This is a genomic window from Enterobacter sp. SCRI0065 (genome assembly GCF_059766475.1).
The window spans coordinates 649,565-668,979 of the sequence record NZ_JCBAJB010000001.1 but is presented as its reverse complement, the minus strand read 5'-3'; the positions used below and the strand labels follow the sequence as shown (position 1 = coordinate 668,979).

Below are 19,415 nucleotides of genomic sequence, written 5' to 3'. Positions count from 1 at the left end.
ATTAATTCCTGATAATTTTATTTGCGAATATGTAAAGACCCATGCATTCCATCAAGCATGGATGCGTAATTAAATTGTCATTTAATTAAAACAACATGAACTGACCCAATTGTGAAACATGACCTGATTATGCTTTCGCCCTAAAAACACCTATTGCAGCCACTCTCTCTCTGCAATCGTAAATATATAGAGCAGCGTTTTCCTCCATTAAAAGACACGAGCAAATAATCCCTATAGCTTATGTTTCTTACAATACACGAGGGAACTTTGACTTTCCTTTCATTCCCCTGGTGAAAATATTTTAAAAAAAACTTGACCTGGCAATACACATTGCCAACTAGAACGTCTGGATAATAAATATTGATAATCCCGCTAACGCCAGCAAAGGCCCAAAGGGAATACGCCCTTCGTTTTTAAATGATTTATAGAACATTACGTATGTCGCAATACCACCGAGTGCCGCTGCCAGCACCAACGTTGGCAGCGCTTGCCAGCCGCACCAGGCACCCAGTGCGGCAAGCAGTTTGAAATCACCGTATCCCAGCCCTTCCCGCCCGGTCAGCCATCGGCATAGCCAGTACACCAGCCAGAGCGAAAGATACCCCGCCACTGCGCCGTAAAGCGCATCGGTCAACGGCAGCGTGTGGAAAACAGAATGCAGTAATAAACCGGCCCAAAGCAGCGGCAGGGTCAGACAGTCCGGTAGCAGCATATGTTGACGATCGATAATCGCCAGCGGCAGCAGGCCGCCCCAGAGGATCCACACCGAAATCAGTGCTAACAGAGAAGGTGCAATGGCGGCCGACCCGGCAAAGAACAGCGCACTTGCCAGTTCCACTATCAATAGACGCACCGGAATGGCCGCCTGGCAATGGTGGCAACGTCCACGCAGCCCGCACCAGCTCAGGACAGGAATATTTTCCCACCACGACAGAGGATGAGAGCACGACGGGCAATGGGAGGCGGGGAACATCAGATTGCCTGCCCCCTCTTCCCCCATGACCATCAGCGGCACGCGCTCTGCTACCACGCCAAGAAAGCTGCCGATAATCCCCCCGAGCACTGCGCTCATCAGGCAAAAACCCGGCACACAGCTTTCACGCAATAGCATCAGGGCAGTCATGCCGTTTTCGCCCAGGTGAGTTTGATTTGTGCTTTGACATCGCTGACGTGATCGACAGGCGTCAGGTCAATCCCTTCCAGGCGGATCCCTGACGTAAAGTTGATTTCACGCAGCCAGTTTTTGAGCTCGTAAACGTTGATCCGGTCGATCATAAATGACATCGATTGGCCATCCTGACGAACGTCCGTCAGTGCGACATGAATTTCTTTTGCGCTTATTTCCACCACGCTACGCGGATTATTTGTTTTAACGACCCGAGCCTGGAGATGGTTTTTATTAATTTCATCACGCATCCAGTTCAACGTCTGCTTTTGCTTAATTAATACGCTCTGGCTGCTTTTGATCATGGTATCCAGCGGGATAACTCCGCCGTAATAAATGACGGCACAGCACATCGCGGCAGCACATATTTTAAAAAGATTCCGTTCGCGGGCGCTGTAGTTTTTATAGCGCGATGTTAATTGCGCAAGACGCTCTTTCATTTGTATTTCCCTGTGACGATCGCGGTAAAGGGTGCTTCGCTTGAAACGGGTTGGAGTGAGAATTCAAAGTTCTCGCTGGCCCGGTTCACAAAATCCTGTAATGCCTGCGGGTTTGACGATTGCAGGCTCAGCGTTAATTTATCCTGCGCATGGTTATAATCCACTTCACTTAACTCGACGGCAGGAACGGACTGCTTAATCTTTTCCAGCGCCTCCAGTTGCAGGAAAACGCCTTTTTGCTGTTTTTTGATATTCTGACCAAAGTGATATTTCAGGTTGGTGGCCTGACGCAACGTAGGAAAATAGTGTTGAGCAAGCTCGGTCATTTCCTGCTGTACCTGATTTTCGTGTTGTACCAGCATCCACGCCATACCCGCTCGCGGCCCAATCAGAAGCCCGACGGACAGCAATGCCATGGCTGCCAGAAGGGTTTTCGCGTGGCGAATACCGTTGCCATTCCCGCGACGCTGAGAAAACTCACCGCTGAGCATATTGGCACGACAGGTCTTCCACTGCGGTTGAATCAGCACCAGCGGATGCTGCCACGGCTGTTGCTCGTTAATATCGATGCCCTGCGGCGCATTCCCGTAGCAGCAGATTTCGCCATCGCCGCTTTTGCTTAACAGCAGCGGCAATAATCCCGCATCGGCTTCGCAGGCCCCGAACGGCGAAAAACGCAACCAGTAGCTCTCCTCCATCACGACAAGCGTACTGCCGCCGTCACTCACCGGCAGGAGAATGGCATCCGGCAAAATCTGGATAACCTTGAGTCCGGCATCGGTAAACAGAGCAAGCCACTGCGTGAGACGTTCCGCGTCAATCGCCACCGCATCCACTTCGCGGCCTTTTTTGCCAAGCACCGTCCAGTGCAGGTTGTCGACGTCGCCAATCAAGGTCTCTTCTGCCATCCATGAGAACGGCGTTGCCTGGGTGGATAACCCCTTTTTCGGCAAGGTAAAATGACGGAGGATCGTTTCGCTGGCGGGCAGCAAGACACACACCCGCTCCGATAACGCATGGTCTGCTAACTCGCTTAACGCACTCCAGCCGGAAAGGGTACCCACCTGCTGGCTACCGGATTCACACCACGCTATATTTCCGTCCTCGCGCGTGTCGGGACGAATAAAAAGAACCTGTTTCATAGATTATGACTTTCGTTATTCAATCATTCGGTAACGACGTTGCCAGGTAATAACCTTGCCGGCTTCATTATCAACATGAAGCTGGCTGACGACGCGCAGCGTTAAATCATCGGTATTGCCGGTACTGTTCACCCGGAAATAGCGACTGTTCACTCCCACAAGCTCCTGTACCTGCATCAGGATCTCTTTGGTTTGCGGAAAATTGGCCTCAAGCGCTTTGCTGAGCGTCTCCATTGACTCCCAGCCTGCTTCCGGGCGCGAGGCCAACAGCCGTGCGGCGTCGTCCTCACTTAACTTGCCCGCAAACAGCGCGGACAGGAGCGGTGCCTGCTCTGGCGTCAGGGTATTGATATCGACTTTGCTCGCCGAATCAGGCAATGCGCACAGCACCTGGCTCACCCTAGCGTACGTCGCCTGCGGGAACGCGGGTAGCAGTTTTATCTCACCAATGGTTCGCATCATCTGGTTGGCCGGTTGTCTGGCTGGCACCACGCCTGCCCAGGCATCGCTCTCCTGCCCCTCTTTTACCGTCGTGCTGTCGCCATCGAGGTAGTCCACCAGTTGCCAGTAGACCTCTTCTGCGGCGACCGTACTGACGCCACTGTCGATCAACAGTTGCTCCACGATCTGCTCTTTAACCGGTTTAGCCGGGATCGCCCCCGTCTCAGCGACAGGCGTTTTATCTTCTGCCAGCAGGTTGTTGACGTTAAAGCAGGTTTGAGCGTCCTCTATCTGACTGACCACGGTGTAATTCTCACCTTTGGTTTCCAGCGGTTCGGTCCATACGCCCTCCGGCGATAAGCCTTTGCTCTCTGCACCGGCCTCGGTTTGCAGCATGTCGTCTATCGCCTTTTGCTGGCCCTGAATCGCCCAGCGCAGCTGCTGCTGACTCACCTGATAGCGCGTTTTCTGTAGATTTCGGCAAAACTGCTGGCTTATCTTGGCCGCCAGCGCCGACATCATCACCAGCAGGATCAACACCACCAGTAGCGCCACGCCGCGCTGTTTTCGCGCTGCTTTCGCTCTCATTGTTTGGCTCCTGCATCCACGGGAGGAACCGGTGCGACTGGCGCTTCTGTCGGCGTGACGAACACCCAGCGCCAGGTTTCTCCGTTTTCCATGGTTAACGTCAGCTCAATGCCGTCCGGTTGACTGGCCGTTTCTGGCCACGAATCCTGCCAGCCGTCCTGCCAGAAGCGCCACTGCATCTCTTTGACGTCACTGAGGATCGGCACCTCTTCTGGCTTGACGCCGACCGGGCCATCGATGGCAGGCCAGACATCGCGCCACAGGCGATGATCTTCCAGCCGCCAACGCACGCGCTCTAGCTGTACCTGCCCGCTCATACCGCTGAGCGTGGTCAGTTCCAGGGTATTTTCATCCTGGCGAAACGCCTCGGGCTCATTACGCGGCGCACGCGCCTGCAACTGAAAAAAGTCACGTTCAAGTAGGTTATAGGTGCGCTGAAGCTGGTTAAGCTTCGTCGCCGCCGTATCCGTTGCCGAGGTGGTACGCATCGCGCCATCCAGAATCTGCCATGCCAGGGTGCTGATCACCGCAAAGATGGTCAGCGCAATCATGATCTCCAGCAGCGTAAAGCCCTGCTGACGCTTGATGCGCGGGCTCACTGGCGTTCTTCCGGTGCAATGACCTGCAAGGCAATTACCGGCTGGCTTTCATCGCCCTCGGCATACACCTGCACGTCATCGGCAAAGGTATTATTTGCGGTTTTCACCCGCTGCTTATGCCAGTTCCAGCTGCGGCCACCCATGATTTCGGTCCCTTCATCAGGCGCGTCGGGAAAATCGGTTTTGGCGAGTTCGGCTTCGGCCAGCAGGTTTTCAGCCACCCAGCTCGCCTGTAACGTGTCTGCCAGCCCGTGGGTAAAGCGCACGTTCAGCGAGACGGAGTTCATCAGCGCCAGCGCGGCGGTCGAGAAAATCACCAGCGCAACCATCACTTCCAGCAGCGTCATGCCCTGTTCTTTTGTTTTGCGTTTAGCCATTGTTCTCCACCGAAACGGGCGAAGCACCTTGCGACACCACGCTGAAATGCTGCTGCTTATCAACACTCTGCAACGTCAGACGAAAGCGGCCAATCTCCCCGTCCGGCAAAAAGACAATTTGCGGGTCGGTATTCAGCGTGGCCGCCAGACGCTGCGGTGATAACGTCACGTGCATCTCTTCTGGAAAGGTGCCATGGGTAGTAATCCGCCCGGCAACGAGTGGCTCCCAGCGGCGTTCACCGGCTTTTTCGGTATATATCATTAATTGATATTCCGATGAGGTGATCGCCAGCCCCATAATATTTCCGTCCATCACCGCACGGTCAGAACCATATTCAACGAGGGATTGTAATTGCTGTCCTAATATATCTGCGCCGCTGCGTGACGGAATGGTAGAGACCACCATCATGGCGCAACTGGCAAAGATAACCAGCGCCAGAATAATTTCCAGCAATGTAAATCCACGTTGCTTATTCATGACTTATTTTTTTTCGTCAGTTGACCAGTTGGTAATATCGTCAGCGGTATTGGCTTCGGCATCTGGGCCTGCTGAGAACACATCAATGGCACCATGCTCACCCGGGCTCACCAGAAGATAATCATTGCCCCACGGATCCTGCGGCAGACGACGGATATAGCCATCGGTACGATATCCTTTAGGAATCGGTGCAATCTCAGGCTGAGTCACCAGCGCCTGCAAACCCTGTTCAGTGGTGGGATAACGATGGTTATCAAGCTTATACATATCCAGCGACCCTTCCAGCGCGACGATATCGCTGGTGGCTTTTTGGGCATCGGCTTTTTCTTTATTCCCCATTAAATTCGGCACGACCATACTGGCAAGCACCCCGAGAATAACAATGACCACCATTAATTCGAGCAACGTAAACCCCGCCTGACGCGTCAGACGTTGTTGTTTCAGAGACATAATTAACCCACCATATTATTGAGCTGAAGAAGCGGCTGTAATATTGACAGTACGATGAATAAAACGACTGTCGCCATTGTGACCACCAGTGCCGGTTCAAATACCGACAACGTTAATGTAATTCGATGCTGTAATCCGGATTCCTGGTTTTGTGCGGCGCGGTCCATTAAGGGGCCCAGTTCGCCACTCTCTTCACCGGAGGCAATCATATACAGCATGGTTGGCGGAAATAGCTTCGCCTGTTCCAGCGACTGGTATAACGACGCCCCCTGGCGCACGGCGTCCGCGGCATGCTCCAGCACCTGGCGGGCATACCGGTTTTCAATACCGTCCATCGCGATATACATCCCTTCCAGCAGCGGGACGCTACTGGCTTGTAGGATACTCAGCGTGCGGATATAGCGGGCGCTGTTAATGGCGCAAACCAGCTTTTTCAGCGGCGAATGATTGACCAGCCAGCCGTGATAGCGAAAGCGGTTTTTGTCGCTTTTCAGCCAGGCCTTAAAAGCCACAAATGCGCCGGCCATTCCTCCGGCAATGAACGTGCCGTAAGCCTGTAAAAAGTCGCTGACCGCAATCAGCGTGCGGGTCGTGACAGGCAGTTGCTGTTTCATGTGGGTAAACTGCTCGATCACCTGCGGCACCACGGCCACCAGCAGAATGGAGATCACCGCGATCGCCACCACCGTCAGCGTGATCGGATAGACCATCGCCTGGGTCAGCTTGCTTTTCATCGCCTGACGCTGCTCGTTATATTCCGCCAGCTTCTCCAGCACATCACCAAGATGGCCGGTTTTTTCGCCCGCCATCACCAGCGTGCAGTAGAGCTTGTCAAAGGTGCGCGGAAACTGGCTAAAAGCGTCAAACAGCGTGTGGCCTTCGACCACTTTTTCGCGGATCTCGGTGACCATCACCGCCAGCTTTTTATCTTCCGTTTGTTTGGAAATAGCCTTGAGGGCGCTTTCCAGCGGCAGCGCGGCGTTGATAAGCGTTGACAGCTGACGGGTAAACATCGACAGCACGGGCGTGGACAGTTTTGCCCCTTTCTGCGCGCTTTTCCCTGCGGCGCGATCGCTCGTCGGTGCAATATTCACCGGCATCAGCTTTTGATCACGCAGCGTCTGGCGCACCTGCTTTAGCCCTTCGGCCTGCAACGTTCCGCGCTGGGTTTTCCCGGCAGCATCCGTGGCGGTCCACGCATACCAGGCCATTATTCGTCACCCCCGCGCTCGGCGGTGACGCGCATCACCTCTTCCAGCGACGTCACCCCGGAGATAACCTTCATCAGACCGTTTTCACGCAGGCTATAGGCCTGTTTAAACAGCTGCGTTTCGATGGCCATTTCGTCTTTATCTTCATGGATCGCGCGGCGCATTGTGCTGTCGACCACCAGGAACTCGTGGATCCCGGCACGCCCTTGATAGCCGCCCTGGCGACAATGTTCGCAGCCCACGGCGCGATAAATCGCTTTTGGCGGGGTATCCATAAAGCTGAACAGTGCTTTTTCATTGTCATCCAGCGGACTGGTCGTACGGCAGTGAGTACACAGCCGACGCACCAGACGCTGGGCAATGACGCCCAGTAGCGAAGAGCCAATTAAGAATGACTCCAGCCCCATATCGCGAAGGCGGGTTATCGCCCCTGCGGCACTGTTTGTATGCAGCGTAGACATCACCAGGTGACCGGTCAGCGAGGCCTGTACCGCGATTTGCGCGGTTTCGCTGTCGCGGATCTCCCCGATCATCACCACGTCCGGGTCCTGACGCAAAATAGCGCGCAATCCACGGGCAAAGGTCATGTCGACTCGCGGGTTGACCTGGGTCTGTCCCACGCCTTCCAGCTCGTATTCAATCGGATCTTCTACGGTCAAAATATTGCGTTCATGCCCGTTCAGCGCCGACAAAATCGCGTACAGCGTGGTGCTTTTACCCGAACCGGTTGGCCCGGTGACCAGGATAATGCCGTGTGGGCGGTCAATCAGCCCTTTTAATTTGGTGAGTTCTTCATCGATAAGCCCGAGCTTGTTGATATCCGGCTGCAAATTACCTTTGTCCAGCAGACGCATGACCACGCGCTCGCCGTACTGCGATGGAATCGTCGAGACGCGCACGTCGATCGCTTTACGCCCGATACGCAGAGAAATACGTCCATCCTGCGGCAGACGTTTCTCGGCGATATCCAGTTTGGACATGACTTTGATCCTCGACACCAGCATCGGCGCCAGTTTGCGCGCGGGCTGGAGTACAGGACGCAGCACGCCATCCACGCGAAAACGAATGCTGAGCGTGCGCTCAAACGTCTCAATATGGATATCCGATGCGCCGTCTTTGACCGCCTCGCCCAAAATGGCGTTGATCAGGCGAATGACCGGTGAGTTCTCGTCGTTATCCAGCAGATCCTCGTTATCGGGGATCTCCTCGGTTAACGCCATCAGATCGATATCCGCATCAATATCGTCAACCATTTGCTGGGAAACGCCGCTGTTTTGCTGCCAGATTTTCGCGAGCATTTCTTCAAAGGCTTCAGCCGTTAAAATTATCGGCGCATAGCTGCGCCCCAGCACGCGGCGGACTTCCAGCAGGGCAAACGCTGGCGCATCCTCGCGGATATACACGTTGTTGTTATGAAACAGCACACCGTTATCTTTTGCGAAGCTACTGGCGCACAAATTTTTGCTTAATTCATCCACGTTGCGGCCCGCCTTACTCTTTAAAAGGATTGTGCGAGTTCGTGGTACTGGCTTTCACCGGTGCAACGTGGCTCGGGGTCGACGTGGGATAGGCAGGCAGAAGCGGCGTATCATCGTTTTCAATGATGCCTAGCTTTTTCTCTTCCATACGCTGCTGCTGGCGCGCGCGAATCTGATCGTATTTTTCCTTCGACGCCGCGCTGTAGTTATCGTCATCACGCAGTACGGTGGTGTGGATAAACACCATCAGATTGCGCTTCGACGTATCCTGCGAGGTGTAACGGAACAGCTGACCAATCAGCGGAATGTCGCCCAGCAGCGGGACTTTCGACACGTTTTGTTTGTTCACGCTCTCCATCAGACCGCCAAGAACAACCGTCTGCCCGCTGTGCACCATGACTTCGTTATTAATGGTGCGGGTATTGAAGGTTGGGCCAAGGCTGGCATCTTCCGTTGCGCTGGCATCCACGCTGGACACTTCCTGCTCGATCTTCAGGTGAATCATGTCGCCGTCGTTAATCTGCGGCACAATCTTCAGCTTGGTACCGACCGTTTTACGCTCCACCGAGTTAAAGACGTTATCGCCACTGGTGGTCTGCGAACCCGACAGGACGGGCACGTCCTGACCGACGTTGAACGACGCTTCTTTGTTATCCAGCGTGACGACGCTCGGCGTAGAAAGAATGTCATTCTTGCCGTTGGTCGACAGCGCGGTCATTAGCGCGCCAAAATCACCGTTAAAGAAGCCGGTCGCCAGGCCCGTGAAGCTGGCACCTTTAATCACGCCATTTTTAATCTGGCTGATCGGCATGCCGGTCGCACCAAACTGGACGCCACCATGTTTGCCGGTCCACTGCACGCCGAGATCCAGACCGTTACCGTCCTGAACTTCGGCAATAATGGCTTCAACCAGAACCTGCGGACGACGGATATCGAGCTTGTCGATAACCTTCTCAAGCGAGTTCATCACGTTAGGCTGTGCGGTAATCACCAGCGAGTTGGTCGATTCGTCGGCCGTAATGTTCAAATCCGTCGCAGCAGTAGGCGATTTGCTTTTTGCCACGCCTGGCTTGTCTTTCAACTGCTCGCCGATCCCGGTTAACACCGGCACCACTTTGGCGGCGTTGGCATATTTCAGATAGAACACGCGGGTATTCCCCTCGTTGTTCTGCTCGCGATCGAGCTGGCCAATCAGCGAACGGGTGCGCGCGCGCCCCTCTTCCGGACCGCTGATCACCAGGCTATTGGTTTCATCATCGGCCACCACTTTCGTCGCCAGCTGCGGGGCGTTCTGCCCTTTTTGCTCTTCGTTGTTGAGATTGTTTAACATGTCGGAAAGCGCTTTCGCAGAGGCGTAATGCAGCGGGACAATTTCTCGACGCTGAACGCCGGAACGATCGACGCGCTCGACCAGATCCACCAGACGGTTCACCACTGAGGCTTTACCGGTCAACAGCATCACGTTCGACGGTTCGAAGTGTACGACGTTGCCAATACCGCTGGCATCGTTGAGCTGGCGCAGCAAGGGCGCGAGTTCACGCACCGGTACATTTTCCATGCGAACCACGCGAGTGATTATCTCATCCCCTTTGCCGGGGTTTTTACTGTCGGCAACGGGTACACCCGCCGTGCGTGCCACGCTTGAGCGCACCACTTTGATCATGCCGTTATCCATCGGTATTACCGATAAACCGTACAGGTCGAGAACGCTCAGGAAGAACTGGTAATATTCGTCTTCCGTCAGGACGTTATAGGTTCTGACCGATACAGTGCCCTGAACGGACGGATCGACCAGAATCGTTTTGTTTAAATTGCGGCCAACCGTATCGATAAACTCGCGCATATCGGTATTTTTAAAGCTGGCGCTAAAGTTAGCTGCAAGCAGCGAACCGGAATATAATGACAATGCGGTCAGCGTCACGCACGCCCAGGGAAATTTCTTCATGTCTGCACACTTGTTAATGGTTTAAAACATCAATCCGAATATTTTCAAGGTGAGCGTGGCGTCTGACTACGACCTCCGCCTCTTTCATCTTCGACCAATTAGCGATAATATTTTTCGCCTGCGTTTCCTTCGTCATATCGACGGCGTCCACTTTCACTACCACATCACCTTTTTTCAGCCCAGAATTGCCGTAGAAAGGAGAGGCATTGCGTGGATTAATGTTGTAACCTTCCAACTGGCCTTTTTCGATTAATGGCTTTAACACCAGATAATCATTGAGATGCAAACTATCCGCGCCTGCATCTTTTGTCGATTTAGTGACTGGGCCGCTATCAATGCCACCCTTAAAATAATCCGGTTTCTTGAGCGCCAGAATTTGATCGCTGCCTTCGTACTGCACCACAATATTATCTTGATTAATTTCCTTGATATAAGCATCGTCAAAGCCCACCAGGCTTTCCCCCTCGCGATAACTTTTTTGGCCACCCTGGGTCTTGATGACCGCAAAAGAGAGCCAGGCTTCGTCACTACTAACAATGCCTTCAATTTCAGCGGCTAAGGGCGTTTTAACCTCAGCAGTAAGGCTCTGCTGGCGGTCGGCAGGTTTGAAAAGCCCAAAGGCTTTTTCCGCTACACGTAATTTTTGCGTATCGTTATTCGCCGCAGCCAGCTTGTTGGAAACCTTTTTATAATCTTTATAAATGATATACCCCTGCTGCCCGCTAAAAACGAGCAGAACAAACATGACGCAGGGCGTTATCCATTGGGGCAGGAATGACATCCTCATTATTAACTGGCCTTTAGCAAAGCGGAGGTTAGCAGTTTTTAGCTGCATAATTAGATAACGTAAATAGTAATCACCCTGCCAGAAACCGACCACCTGCTTTGCTATTAACTTTAATGAAGAAAAGGATTGACCATCAAAAAATCAAATGTTAGCAAGCGACGGAAGGATATTTTTCTCCATTTTTAACATTGCCCCACAGCAAGATTTACCTTACTTTTCGGCCTCAATTGCTATGAATGAAGAGACGGTAAAACGTAATGTATTTAAGCCATTTTAATTTCAATACCCAGCCATTTCGGGCCATAACCCGCAAGCCTGGCGACTTTTTTGTGCCTTATCATCAGGATGTATTTGGCCTGCTGAAAGAAAAAAGCCAACTGGCCGGTATCACCGCGCTCTTTAGTGACGATGCTTGTCTTTCCGGTCAGTTCAGCGATGCGCTGAAATCCCAGGATGCTGGCGTGCTGGCGATTAACGCGTTTCCAAAACTCAGTGCCAGCAGCCTGCTTTATAAGCTCAATCCGGTCACCAAAGAGAGCAAGTCGAGAATTCATGCCATTGATGCAGTGCTGCGCCAATGGCATGAAGAGATCCCATCTCGCAAAGTCAAAGGTAAAGTGCTGGTGATTTCGCACATGCAGGCGATGAAAGAGAATGGCTGGGACGTACTGGGCATGCTGTTAGTCCGCGCGCAGGAGCTCAATTTCCGTTTGTCAGTCGTCTTAATGGGTTCTGCCGATCGCGAAGCACCGCTGATGCAGCAATCGGGATTACAGGAATTTGTCCACACTCGTCATACGCTTCGTCACCTGACCTGCCGTGAAATTTTGGCCTATGTCGACGCGCAGTGCGAAACCCACGGCACGCAGGCGGCACCTTTCACAGCAGCCCGGGTGCGTAAAATTCATGCTCTGACCAAGGGTAATATCAGCAAGCTGAATGAACTGGCGCACCTGTCGTTGCTGGCCGCATGGACCGAACGTGCGCGATTGGTCAGCCCGCGTCATTTGCGCCTGGCAGCAGGCGAAATCTTGCCTGCCAAAACGTATAAAAAGAGCCTGGCGACCGTGGGATTATTTGCCTCGGTCCTGTTTGCGGCCTGCGGCTGGTATTTGACCTCCACGATTACCTCCACATTGCCTATGCAACTGCCGGTCCCGGTAAGCTGGAAGCATCAAACACCAAAACCTAAAATGCCGGTTCTGCCGGTTATCGATAATGAAGTAGTGAATAAACCCGATGCGATGCATCAGCTTTACACCATGTGGGGCTACGATGCCTCAGCCGAAGAGGCACTCTGCCAGAGCGCGGCTCGCGTCAATCTGATGTGTAAAGAGGGTACCGCTCCTGTCGAAACGCTGGTGAAAGAAGGTTACCCGTGGGTCAGTGAGATCCAGACCGGTAATCACCTCAATTATGTCGTGGTGGCACGAGCCAGTGATGATTCCATGGACCTGTTAATGAACAATCACACCTGGCAGGTGAGCCGCCGCTGGTTTAACCAGCATGCCACCGGTAACTACACGTTGTTGCATCGACTGACACCGGAAGGTAAAGACGAGATCACGGCCGCCAGCGACAGTAAAGAGTTGAGCTGGCTCGATCAGCAACTCAGCCTGGCGCTCGCGCAACCGGAAACGCATGCCCAAAGCTGGACCACGGAAATGATGAAACGCACCCGCGAATTCCAGCAAAAAATGCAGCTGCGTGTGGATGGCCTTCCTGGTGAAGATACCCTGATGCAGCTGATGCGCGAAACGAATACCACCCCGAGCGTGCTGATACAGGCATCTCATGTTGCGGTGAAAACCAACGCACAGGAGAAAAAATCATAATGTCTACGATATGTCTCGCTGCGCAGCGCAGCTACCAGACCGGAGAACCGGTCTGGTTTTCCTATCGGCTGCCCAGGTTTAAAAGACTCTTTGGCACAACGTTTCTGTGGATATTAGGGCTGCTGGCCATGGTGGCAGCGGGCTTGTACGCCCACGTTTACTGGAATATGCGCCATCCTGCACCAGAACCGAAAAAAGTGAGCGTGGCAAAACCAGAAACACAGCTATCAGATATGCATTATGTCTATGTCAGCAAACCGTTCCCGCATCCGACGCCACCGCCGGTAATCAAACCGTTGCAGGAAGATGTGCCCCCCATGCAGGATATGCCAATTAACAGTGATAATTCGGACTGGCAGCAAGCGCCCGATGGGAATGTTTCACACGATCGCGATGTTTTACCAGGAACCGAAAGGCAGGCTGCACCACCGGAAAGTCCGGATAACACGAGTTCATCGTTACAAGAAATGTTTAAGCAGGCGATACAAGATCAGCAGAAGGATTATTCACAGGGAAAAGTACCTGCGCCGCCCATTGACGAAACGCAGGCCAGTGGGGGTGATTAATATTTTTCAGGCAATGCTGTGATGCTGAGAAGTCGACCTTTCTCAACCACAATATATTTCCCTTTTTTCAGGTCAGATAGGATTTTAATAATGGTACTGCGAGCCAGATTGGTGTATTCCTGAATATAATCGTAAACGTTAATATCGCTTTTATGCTGAGCAATGAGTTCGTTAATTTCGAGTAAAAACTCGCGTACAACGGAATAGGCGCTACGAGCAACCAGAACATCATCGCGCTTGCTGAGAAGGCAAATATACCATGCCATCACTTTGGTGAGGTCAGGCCACAGGTTGTGATGAGTGATTAAACGTTGAAATTCATCTTTTTTGATTGTACGAACCATAGTATTGGCTCGGACCAGGCCGTACATATGAGAGGAGTTATAAAAGATAGAGGAAATGCCAAAAATACCTTCTTTTTGTAAGGTAAACATGCATAACTCATCGGATTCACGGCGAAACTCAACTTCTCCGCTAAGGATAATATGAATGCTATCGGTGTCGGTGGTGGTAATTTTCTGCCATTTCTTTAACGTTTTTGCCTCGTATCCTGAGGTTGCAGAAATAATAGATTCCATTTCGTGCTGAGGACGTATTTTTTTACTGTACATGCTTAACATTTGTTATACCCGTTCAAGATTTAATTATAAATAAAGGCTGTCCTCGGTATTTAAACCGAATGCCGTTAATTAACGTTATGCTAGTGCCAAAAAATAAAATGAAGAGTGATTACTCTGCTGCTGCCGTAATTTTTAAATAAATTAGCAAGCTATGTGTCTATACTAGAGGAGAGTAAATTTAAGTCAATTTACTAAAAATGAATTGAGAATGTACCTAAGATTAACCTAACGATAAATATGTAGAAATGTTACGATTCGGGAGGCATCCTAAGGATTATCCCTGCCCGTATTTCTCTAATAATGCTTCGGCTATTGCCATTGTTTCTATATCAGATACGCCATTCCATAATTCCGGACGAAAATGCATCTGGAAAACCATAATAATTCTTTTCTGCTGCGCTGGAGTGCTATTTTCTGGCACCTCATAACCGTATTGAGCCAGTAATTCGAGTAATGCTGCCGTCTCGACAGGCTGAAAACGCGGCTGCCCGTTAAGATAAAATGCCACGCGATCAGGATCGGGCCACGCGCCAATACCCTGCTTCGCGAGCTCACGCCACGGAAATAGCGGCCCGGGATCGTCTTTCCGCTGTGGCGCAATGTCTGAATGAGCGACCACGTTCTGCGGTTTGATGTCGTAACGGGCAATAATATCTTTCGCCAGCGGGGTAAGAGCGGCAATTTGCGCAGGCTCAAACGGGGTAAAGGTCTTTACGCCATTCGTTTTCTGCCAGCCTCGGTTTTCCAGCTCAATACCCACGGACGTATCGTTTATACGATTAGTACCCCGCCAAAAGCTAATACCAGCATGCCAGGCCAGCTCGCTTTCCGGCACCAGTTGCCAGATACGCGGTTTGCCGTCAGGTGCGGGCGGTTTTGCGGGAATGAGGTAGTGCGAGCTAACGTTCTTATCCGTCAGCGTGGCCAGCGAGCTATCGAAGTCGTCCGCGGTATAATGAATCACCAGCACTTTAATGCGCGGATAGGCCGCCTGCGCCTGATGGCGGGTATCCAGTTCGTAGGCACCTTTATCGACAATGCCGTCTTCAGTGGCGCATCCTGCCAGCAGCATCGCCAGCAGGATGGCGGAGAGAGGACGCATCATCAGCGGGTTTTCACAGCCGTGCCGCTGACGCTCACCATGAGCATACTCGCGTCTTTGCCGACGGTTTCGTAGTCGATATCAATGCCCACTACCGCATTTGCACCCAGCGCTTTCGCCTGCTCACCGAGCTCTTTAAACGCAATTTCACGCGCTTTACGCAGCTCTTTTTCATAAGCGCCCGAACGGCCACCAACGATATCGCGGATACCGGCAAAAAAGTCGCGGAAAATGTTTGCGCCCAGAATCGCTTCGCCGGTCACGACACCGCAATACTCGACAATCGGCTGCCCTTCCAGGGTTGGTGTGGTTGAATACTGCATACTTTCTCTCCTTCTTTAGCGTTCAATGCCTTAGCAACAGCATTATCGTTTCGTTACGCTATGATTGAAAGGATAGTTAATCAATAAGGAAATCAACATGCGCTATTCTGCTTTGACGCTTTTGGTGCCGTGCGCGCTGCTGCTCAGCGCCTGCACCACACCCGTCACCCCGGCTTTTAAGGATATTGGAACGCGTAGCGGCCCGTGCATTAACGGGGGTCCAGACGTTGTCGCCCAACAGTTCTATGATTACCGTATCCAGCACCGTAATAATGATATTACCGCCCTGCGTCCCTACCTGAGCGATAACCTGGCAAAACTGCTGACCGACGCCACGCGCGACCCTCAGCACAATGCCCTGCTCAAATCCGACCCGTTCTCCAGTCGTACCACGGCCCCTGACAAGGCGGAAGTCGCCAGCGCCTCAACCATCCCCAATACCGACGCACGCAACATTCCGCTGCGGGTAAAACTGACTCAGGGCAGCCAAACCTGGCAGGATGAAGTGCTGATGATTCGTGAAGGCCAATGCTGGGCGATTGATGACGTTCGCTACCTCGGCGGCAGCGTTCATGCCCCTGCTGGCACCCTTCGCCAGTCCGTTGAGAATCGCTAGTCCGGAGCCTTAACCCCGTAAAATGTGCGGCATTCCATGAGGAATGCCGACATTTATTCTCACGCCCATAGGCTTGCGCTATTTTGTGCTATGTTTAGACAGGAACACGGGTTATATTTAACTTTTAACGCAGAAATATTGCATAACTATTCTGTCAACGGTACTATCTGCGGCCTCAATTGCTATAGATTGCCTGGATGAGTAAAGACTGCCCCGATGAGTATTCAACTAAATGGCATTAACTGCTTCTACGGCGCACACCAGGCGCTGTTCGACATCACGCTGAACTGCCCAGAGGGCGAAACGCTGGTTTTGCTTGGCCCAAGCGGTGCAGGCAAAAGTTCCCTGCTGCGCGTCCTCAATCTGCTTGAAATGCCCCGATCTGGCACGCTGGATATCGCGGGAAATCATTTTGATTTCGCCAAAGCGCCCTCCGATAAAGCGATTCGCGATTTGCGCCAAAACGTGGGTATGGTGTTTCAGCAATATAATCTCTGGCCGCACCTCACCGTGCTGCATAACCTGATTGAAGCGCCCTGCCGCGTGCTCGGCTTAAGCAAAGCTCAGGCCATGGCGCGTGCTGAAAAACTGCTGGACCGTCTGCGTCTGAAGCCTTACAGCGATCGTTTTCCTCTTCACCTTTCCGGTGGTCAGCAGCAACGTGTGGCGATTGCCCGTGCGCTGATGATGGAACCTGCGGTTTTGCTGTTCGACGAACCAACCGCCGCGCTGGACCCGGAAATCACCGCCCAGATCGTCAGCATTATTCGTGAACTGGCCGAAACCAATATCACTCAGGTGATCGTGACCCATGAAGTGGAAGTGGCGCGCAAAACCGCCAGCCGCGTGGTGTACATGGAAAACGGTCATATTGTTGAGCAAGGTGATGCGAGCTGCTTCACAGCCCCGCAGACCGATGCCTTTAAAAACTATTTATCTCACTGATGTGTTAGGGAAATCATAATGAAAAAAGTATTGATAGCCGCGCTGCTTGCTAGCGTCAGCCTTTCCGCTACCGCAGCACAGACTATTCGTTTCGCGACCGAAGCGTCTTATCCTCCGTTTGAATCCATCGATGCGAACAACAAAATTGTTGGCTTCGATGTCGACCTGGCTAACGCTCTGTGTAAAGAGATCGACGCCACCTGTACCTTCAGCAACCAGGCGTTTGATAGCCTGATCCCAAGCCTGAAGTTCCGCCGCATTGACGCCGTGATGGCCGGTATGGACATCACCCCTGAGCGTGAAAAACAGGTTCTGTTCTCAACCCCTTACTATGACAACTCCGCGTTGTTCATTGGTCAGAAAGGCAAATTCGCCTCTGTTGATCTGCTGAAAGGCAAAAAAGTGGGCGTGCAGAATGGCACCACGCACCAGAAATTCATCATGGATAAACATCCGGAAATCACCACGGTTCCTTACGATAGCTACCTGAATGCGAAGCTGGACCTGCAAAACGGCCGTATCGATGCGGTGTTTGGTGATACCGCCGTGGTAACCGAATGGCTGAAGTCAAATGACAAGCTGGCTGCGGTTGGCGACAAAGTGACAGACAAAGATTACTTCGGCACGGGCCTCGGTATCGCTGTTCGTCAGGGCAACACTGAATTGCAGCAGAAATTCAACGCCGCCCTGGAGAAAGTGAAAAAAGACGGTACGTACGAAACCATCTACGCTAAATGGTTCCAGAAGTAAGAGCCGATGAACGAAATTTTTCCTTTAGCAAGCGCCGCCGGGATGACCGTCGGCCTTGCCGTTTGTGCGCTCATTATCGGCCTTGCGCTGGCGATGATCTTTGCGGTGTGGGAGTCGGCAAAATGGCGTCCCATCGCGTGGACGGGCTCCGCACTGGTGACGGTATTGCGCGGACTGCCGGAAATTCTGGTGGTCCTGTTTATCTATTTCGGCTCCTCGCAGCTGCTGTTAATGCTGTCGGACGGTTTCACCATCAATCTGGGTGTTGTGCAGATTCCGGTGCAGATGCAGATCGAAAACTTTGACGTCAGCCCGTTCCTGTGTGGCGTGATTGCCCTCTCCCTGCTCTATTCCGCCTATGCCTCGCAGACCTTGCGCGGTGCGCTGAAAGCGGTACCGGTTGGGCAATGGGAATCAGGCCAGGCGCTGGGACTCAAGAAAAGCGCTATTTTCTTTCGTCTGGTGATGCCGCAGATGTGGCGTCACGCGCTGCCAGGGCTGGGCAACCAGTGGCTGGTATTGCTGAAAGATACTGCGCTTGTGAGCCTTATCAGCGTCAACGATCTGATGCTGCAAACCAAAAGCATCGCCACCCGTACCCAGGAGCCGTTTACCTGGTACATCGTTGCGGCGGCTATCTACCTGGTGATCACGTTGCTCAGTCAGTACATCCTCAAACGTATTGACCTGCGTGCAACGCGTTTTGAACGGAGACCGGGCTGATGCTTGAGTATTTACCTGAACTGATGAAAGGGCTGCACACCAGCCTGACGCTAACCGTAGCGTCCATTGCAGTCGCCCTGATTCTGGCGCTGATTTTCACCATCGTCCTGACGCTTAAAACGCCGGTACTGGTGTGGATTGTTCGCGCCTACATCACGCTGTTTACCGGTACGCCGCTGCTGGTGCAGATCTTCCTGATTTACTACGGGCCGGGCCAGTTCCCGACGCTGCAGGAGTATCCGGTAGTCTGGCATCTGTTGTCGGAGCCATGGCTTTGCGCGCTGATTGCCCTCTCGCTTAACAGCGCCGCGTATACCACGCAGCTGTTCTACGGCGCGATTCGCGCCATCCCGGAAGGCCAATGGCAGTCGTGTGGCGCACTGGGAATGAGCAAGAAAGACACGCTGGCGATCCTGCTGCCTTACGCCTTTAAACGCGCGCTGTCGTCCTATTCCAACGAAGTGGTGCTGGTGTTTAAGAGTACGTCTTTGGCCTACACCATCACGCTGATGGAAGTGATGGGCCACGGTCAACTGCTCTACGGACGCACCTATGATGTGATGGTATTTGGCGCAGCGGGTCTGGTTTATCTGGTGGTGAACGGTTTGCTGACGCTGATGATGCGTGTTATCGAGAGCAAAGCGCTGGCATTTGAGCGCAGAAACTAATCACTTCATTTGCATAATATGTGAATTCAAAAACGGGAAAGTCTCACCACTGCCCGTTTTTTTTATGCCATTAATAATATTTAATCATTTTTATTGAATATAAATTCAATCAATGGCATTGTAATTCGCATGCCGGAGACACGGTGCATAATGACAAGATTGACAG

22 protein-coding genes are annotated in these 19,415 nt (G+C 52.4%); 7 read left to right on the top strand and 15 right to left on the bottom strand.

Annotation, left to right across the window (positions count from 1 at the left end):
* Positions 1-337: 337 nt before the first annotated feature.
* From AC6EMZ_RS03260 to gspC, 12 genes are read right to left on the bottom strand one after another with little or no spacing between them, the layout of a single operon-like run.
* Positions 338-1,123 (bottom strand): prepilin peptidase, encoded by a 786-nt coding sequence (locus tag AC6EMZ_RS03260; RefSeq protein ID WP_498400943.1) that lies wholly within the window; start codon positions 1,121-1,123, stop codon positions 338-340.
* The gene (locus AC6EMZ_RS03255; protein ID WP_498400942.1) at positions 1,120-1,605 is read right to left on the bottom strand and encodes a type II secretion system protein M; all 486 of its coding nucleotides are present in this window, start codon (positions 1,603-1,605) and stop codon (positions 1,120-1,122) included. The genes AC6EMZ_RS03260 and AC6EMZ_RS03255 overlap by 4 nt, the downstream gene beginning before the upstream one ends.
* Positions 1,602-2,747 carry a type II secretion system protein GspL gene (gspL, locus tag AC6EMZ_RS03250; RefSeq protein ID WP_498400941.1) on the bottom strand — a complete coding sequence of 382 codons (1,146 nt, stop codon included), beginning with the start codon at positions 2,745-2,747 and terminating at the stop codon, positions 1,602-1,604. The genes AC6EMZ_RS03255 and gspL overlap by 4 nt, the downstream gene beginning before the upstream one ends.
* Before the next feature lie 15 nt (positions 2,748-2,762).
* Entirely contained in the window at positions 2,763-3,776 is a 1,014-nt protein-coding gene (gspK, locus tag AC6EMZ_RS03245; RefSeq protein ID WP_498400940.1) for a type II secretion system minor pseudopilin GspK, read from the bottom strand.
* Complete coding sequence (gene gspJ / locus AC6EMZ_RS03240) at positions 3,773-4,375, bottom strand: type II secretion system minor pseudopilin GspJ (RefSeq protein WP_498400939.1); 603 nt, start codon at positions 4,373-4,375, stop codon at positions 3,773-3,775. Before gspJ ends, gspK begins: the two co-directional genes overlap by 4 nt.
* The gene (gene gspI / locus AC6EMZ_RS03235; RefSeq protein ID WP_498400938.1) at positions 4,372-4,752 is read right to left on the bottom strand and encodes a type II secretion system minor pseudopilin GspI; all 381 of its coding nucleotides are present in this window, start codon (positions 4,750-4,752) and stop codon (positions 4,372-4,374) included. The genes gspJ and gspI overlap by 4 nt, the downstream gene beginning before the upstream one ends.
* Positions 4,745-5,230, bottom strand: a complete 486-nt coding sequence (gspH, locus tag AC6EMZ_RS03230; protein WP_498400937.1) for a type II secretion system minor pseudopilin GspH — start codon at positions 5,228-5,230, stop codon at positions 4,745-4,747. Before gspH ends, gspI begins: the two co-directional genes overlap by 8 nt.
* 3 nt (positions 5,231-5,233) lie before the next feature.
* Positions 5,234-5,680: a type II secretion system major pseudopilin GspG gene (gene gspG, locus AC6EMZ_RS03225; protein ID WP_498400936.1), complete on the bottom strand. Its 447-nt coding sequence runs from the start codon at positions 5,678-5,680 to the stop codon at positions 5,234-5,236.
* Positions 5,681-5,682: 2 nt separating this feature from the next.
* Positions 5,683-6,891 carry a type II secretion system inner membrane protein GspF gene (gene gspF / locus AC6EMZ_RS03220; protein WP_498400935.1) on the bottom strand — a complete coding sequence of 403 codons (1,209 nt, stop codon included), beginning with the start codon at positions 6,889-6,891 and terminating at the stop codon, positions 5,683-5,685.
* Positions 6,891-8,369, bottom strand: a complete 1,479-nt coding sequence (gene gspE / locus AC6EMZ_RS03215) for a type II secretion system ATPase GspE (RefSeq protein WP_498400934.1) — start codon at positions 8,367-8,369, stop codon at positions 6,891-6,893. The genes gspF and gspE overlap by 1 nt, the downstream gene beginning before the upstream one ends.
* A 13-nt stretch (positions 8,370-8,382) precedes the next feature.
* Positions 8,383-10,314 carry a type II secretion system secretin GspD gene (gene gspD / locus AC6EMZ_RS03210; RefSeq protein WP_498400933.1) on the bottom strand — a complete coding sequence of 644 codons (1,932 nt, stop codon included), beginning with the start codon at positions 10,312-10,314 and terminating at the stop codon, positions 8,383-8,385.
* A 13-nt stretch (positions 10,315-10,327) separates the two neighbouring features.
* Positions 10,328-11,059 carry a type II secretion system protein GspC gene (gene gspC, locus AC6EMZ_RS03205; RefSeq protein WP_498400932.1) on the bottom strand — a complete coding sequence of 244 codons (732 nt, stop codon included), beginning with the start codon at positions 11,057-11,059 and terminating at the stop codon, positions 10,328-10,330.
* 299 nt (positions 11,060-11,358) lie between these two features.
* On the opposite strand from gspC, the gene AC6EMZ_RS03200 reads away from it, so the two are divergent.
* A complete protein-coding gene (locus AC6EMZ_RS03200; RefSeq protein ID WP_498400931.1) occupies positions 11,359-12,936 on the top strand; it encodes a peptidoglycan-binding protein in 1,578 nt (525 codons plus the stop codon).
* Complete coding sequence (locus AC6EMZ_RS03195) at positions 12,936-13,502, top strand: type II secretion system protein GspB, cryptic system variant (RefSeq protein ID WP_498400930.1); 567 nt, start codon at positions 12,936-12,938, stop codon at positions 13,500-13,502. Before AC6EMZ_RS03200 ends, AC6EMZ_RS03195 begins: the two co-directional genes overlap by 1 nt.
* On the opposite strand, the gene AC6EMZ_RS03190 is transcribed toward AC6EMZ_RS03195, so the two are convergent.
* The 3 genes from AC6EMZ_RS03190 to AC6EMZ_RS03180 form a co-directional block, all read right to left on the bottom strand.
* Positions 13,499-14,122 (bottom strand): helix-turn-helix domain-containing protein, encoded by a 624-nt coding sequence (locus AC6EMZ_RS03190; protein WP_498400929.1) that lies wholly within the window; start codon positions 14,120-14,122, stop codon positions 13,499-13,501. The two genes, AC6EMZ_RS03195 and AC6EMZ_RS03190, sit on opposite strands and share 4 nt — an antisense overlap.
* Positions 14,123-14,396: 274 nt before the next feature.
* Positions 14,397-15,227, bottom strand: coding sequence for an N-acetylmuramoyl-L-alanine amidase (locus AC6EMZ_RS03185; protein WP_498400928.1), 831 nt, complete (start codon positions 15,225-15,227; stop codon positions 14,397-14,399).
* A complete protein-coding gene (locus tag AC6EMZ_RS03180) occupies positions 15,227-15,547 on the bottom strand; it encodes a heavy metal-binding domain-containing protein (protein WP_498400927.1) in 321 nt (106 codons plus the stop codon). Before AC6EMZ_RS03180 ends, AC6EMZ_RS03185 begins: the two co-directional genes overlap by 1 nt.
* A 97-nt stretch (positions 15,548-15,644) precedes the next feature.
* Between AC6EMZ_RS03180 and AC6EMZ_RS03175 the strand changes: the two genes are divergently transcribed.
* The 5 genes from AC6EMZ_RS03175 (at position 15,645) to artM (ending at position 19,249) form a co-directional block, all read left to right on the top strand.
* Positions 15,645-16,163, top strand: coding sequence for a lipoprotein (locus AC6EMZ_RS03175; protein ID WP_498400926.1), 519 nt, complete (start codon positions 15,645-15,647; stop codon positions 16,161-16,163).
* A 216-nt stretch (positions 16,164-16,379) separates the two neighbouring features.
* The gene (artP, locus tag AC6EMZ_RS03170) at positions 16,380-17,108 is read left to right on the top strand and encodes an arginine ABC transporter ATP-binding protein ArtP (RefSeq protein ID WP_498400924.1); all 729 of its coding nucleotides are present in this window, start codon (positions 16,380-16,382) and stop codon (positions 17,106-17,108) included.
* Between the two features lie 18 nt (positions 17,109-17,126).
* On the top strand, positions 17,127-17,858 hold the full coding sequence (gene artI, locus AC6EMZ_RS03165) for an arginine ABC transporter substrate-binding protein ArtI (protein ID WP_498400923.1): 732 nt from the start codon (positions 17,127-17,129) through the stop codon (positions 17,856-17,858).
* A 6-nt stretch (positions 17,859-17,864) separates the two neighbouring features.
* Positions 17,865-18,581 carry an arginine ABC transporter permease ArtQ gene (artQ, locus tag AC6EMZ_RS03160; protein WP_498400922.1) on the top strand — a complete coding sequence of 239 codons (717 nt, stop codon included), beginning with the start codon at positions 17,865-17,867 and terminating at the stop codon, positions 18,579-18,581.
* Positions 18,581-19,249, top strand: coding sequence for an arginine ABC transporter permease ArtM (gene artM, locus AC6EMZ_RS03155; protein ID WP_498400921.1), 669 nt, complete (start codon positions 18,581-18,583; stop codon positions 19,247-19,249). The genes artQ and artM overlap by 1 nt, the downstream gene beginning before the upstream one ends.
* Positions 19,250-19,415 lie beyond the last annotated feature (166 nt).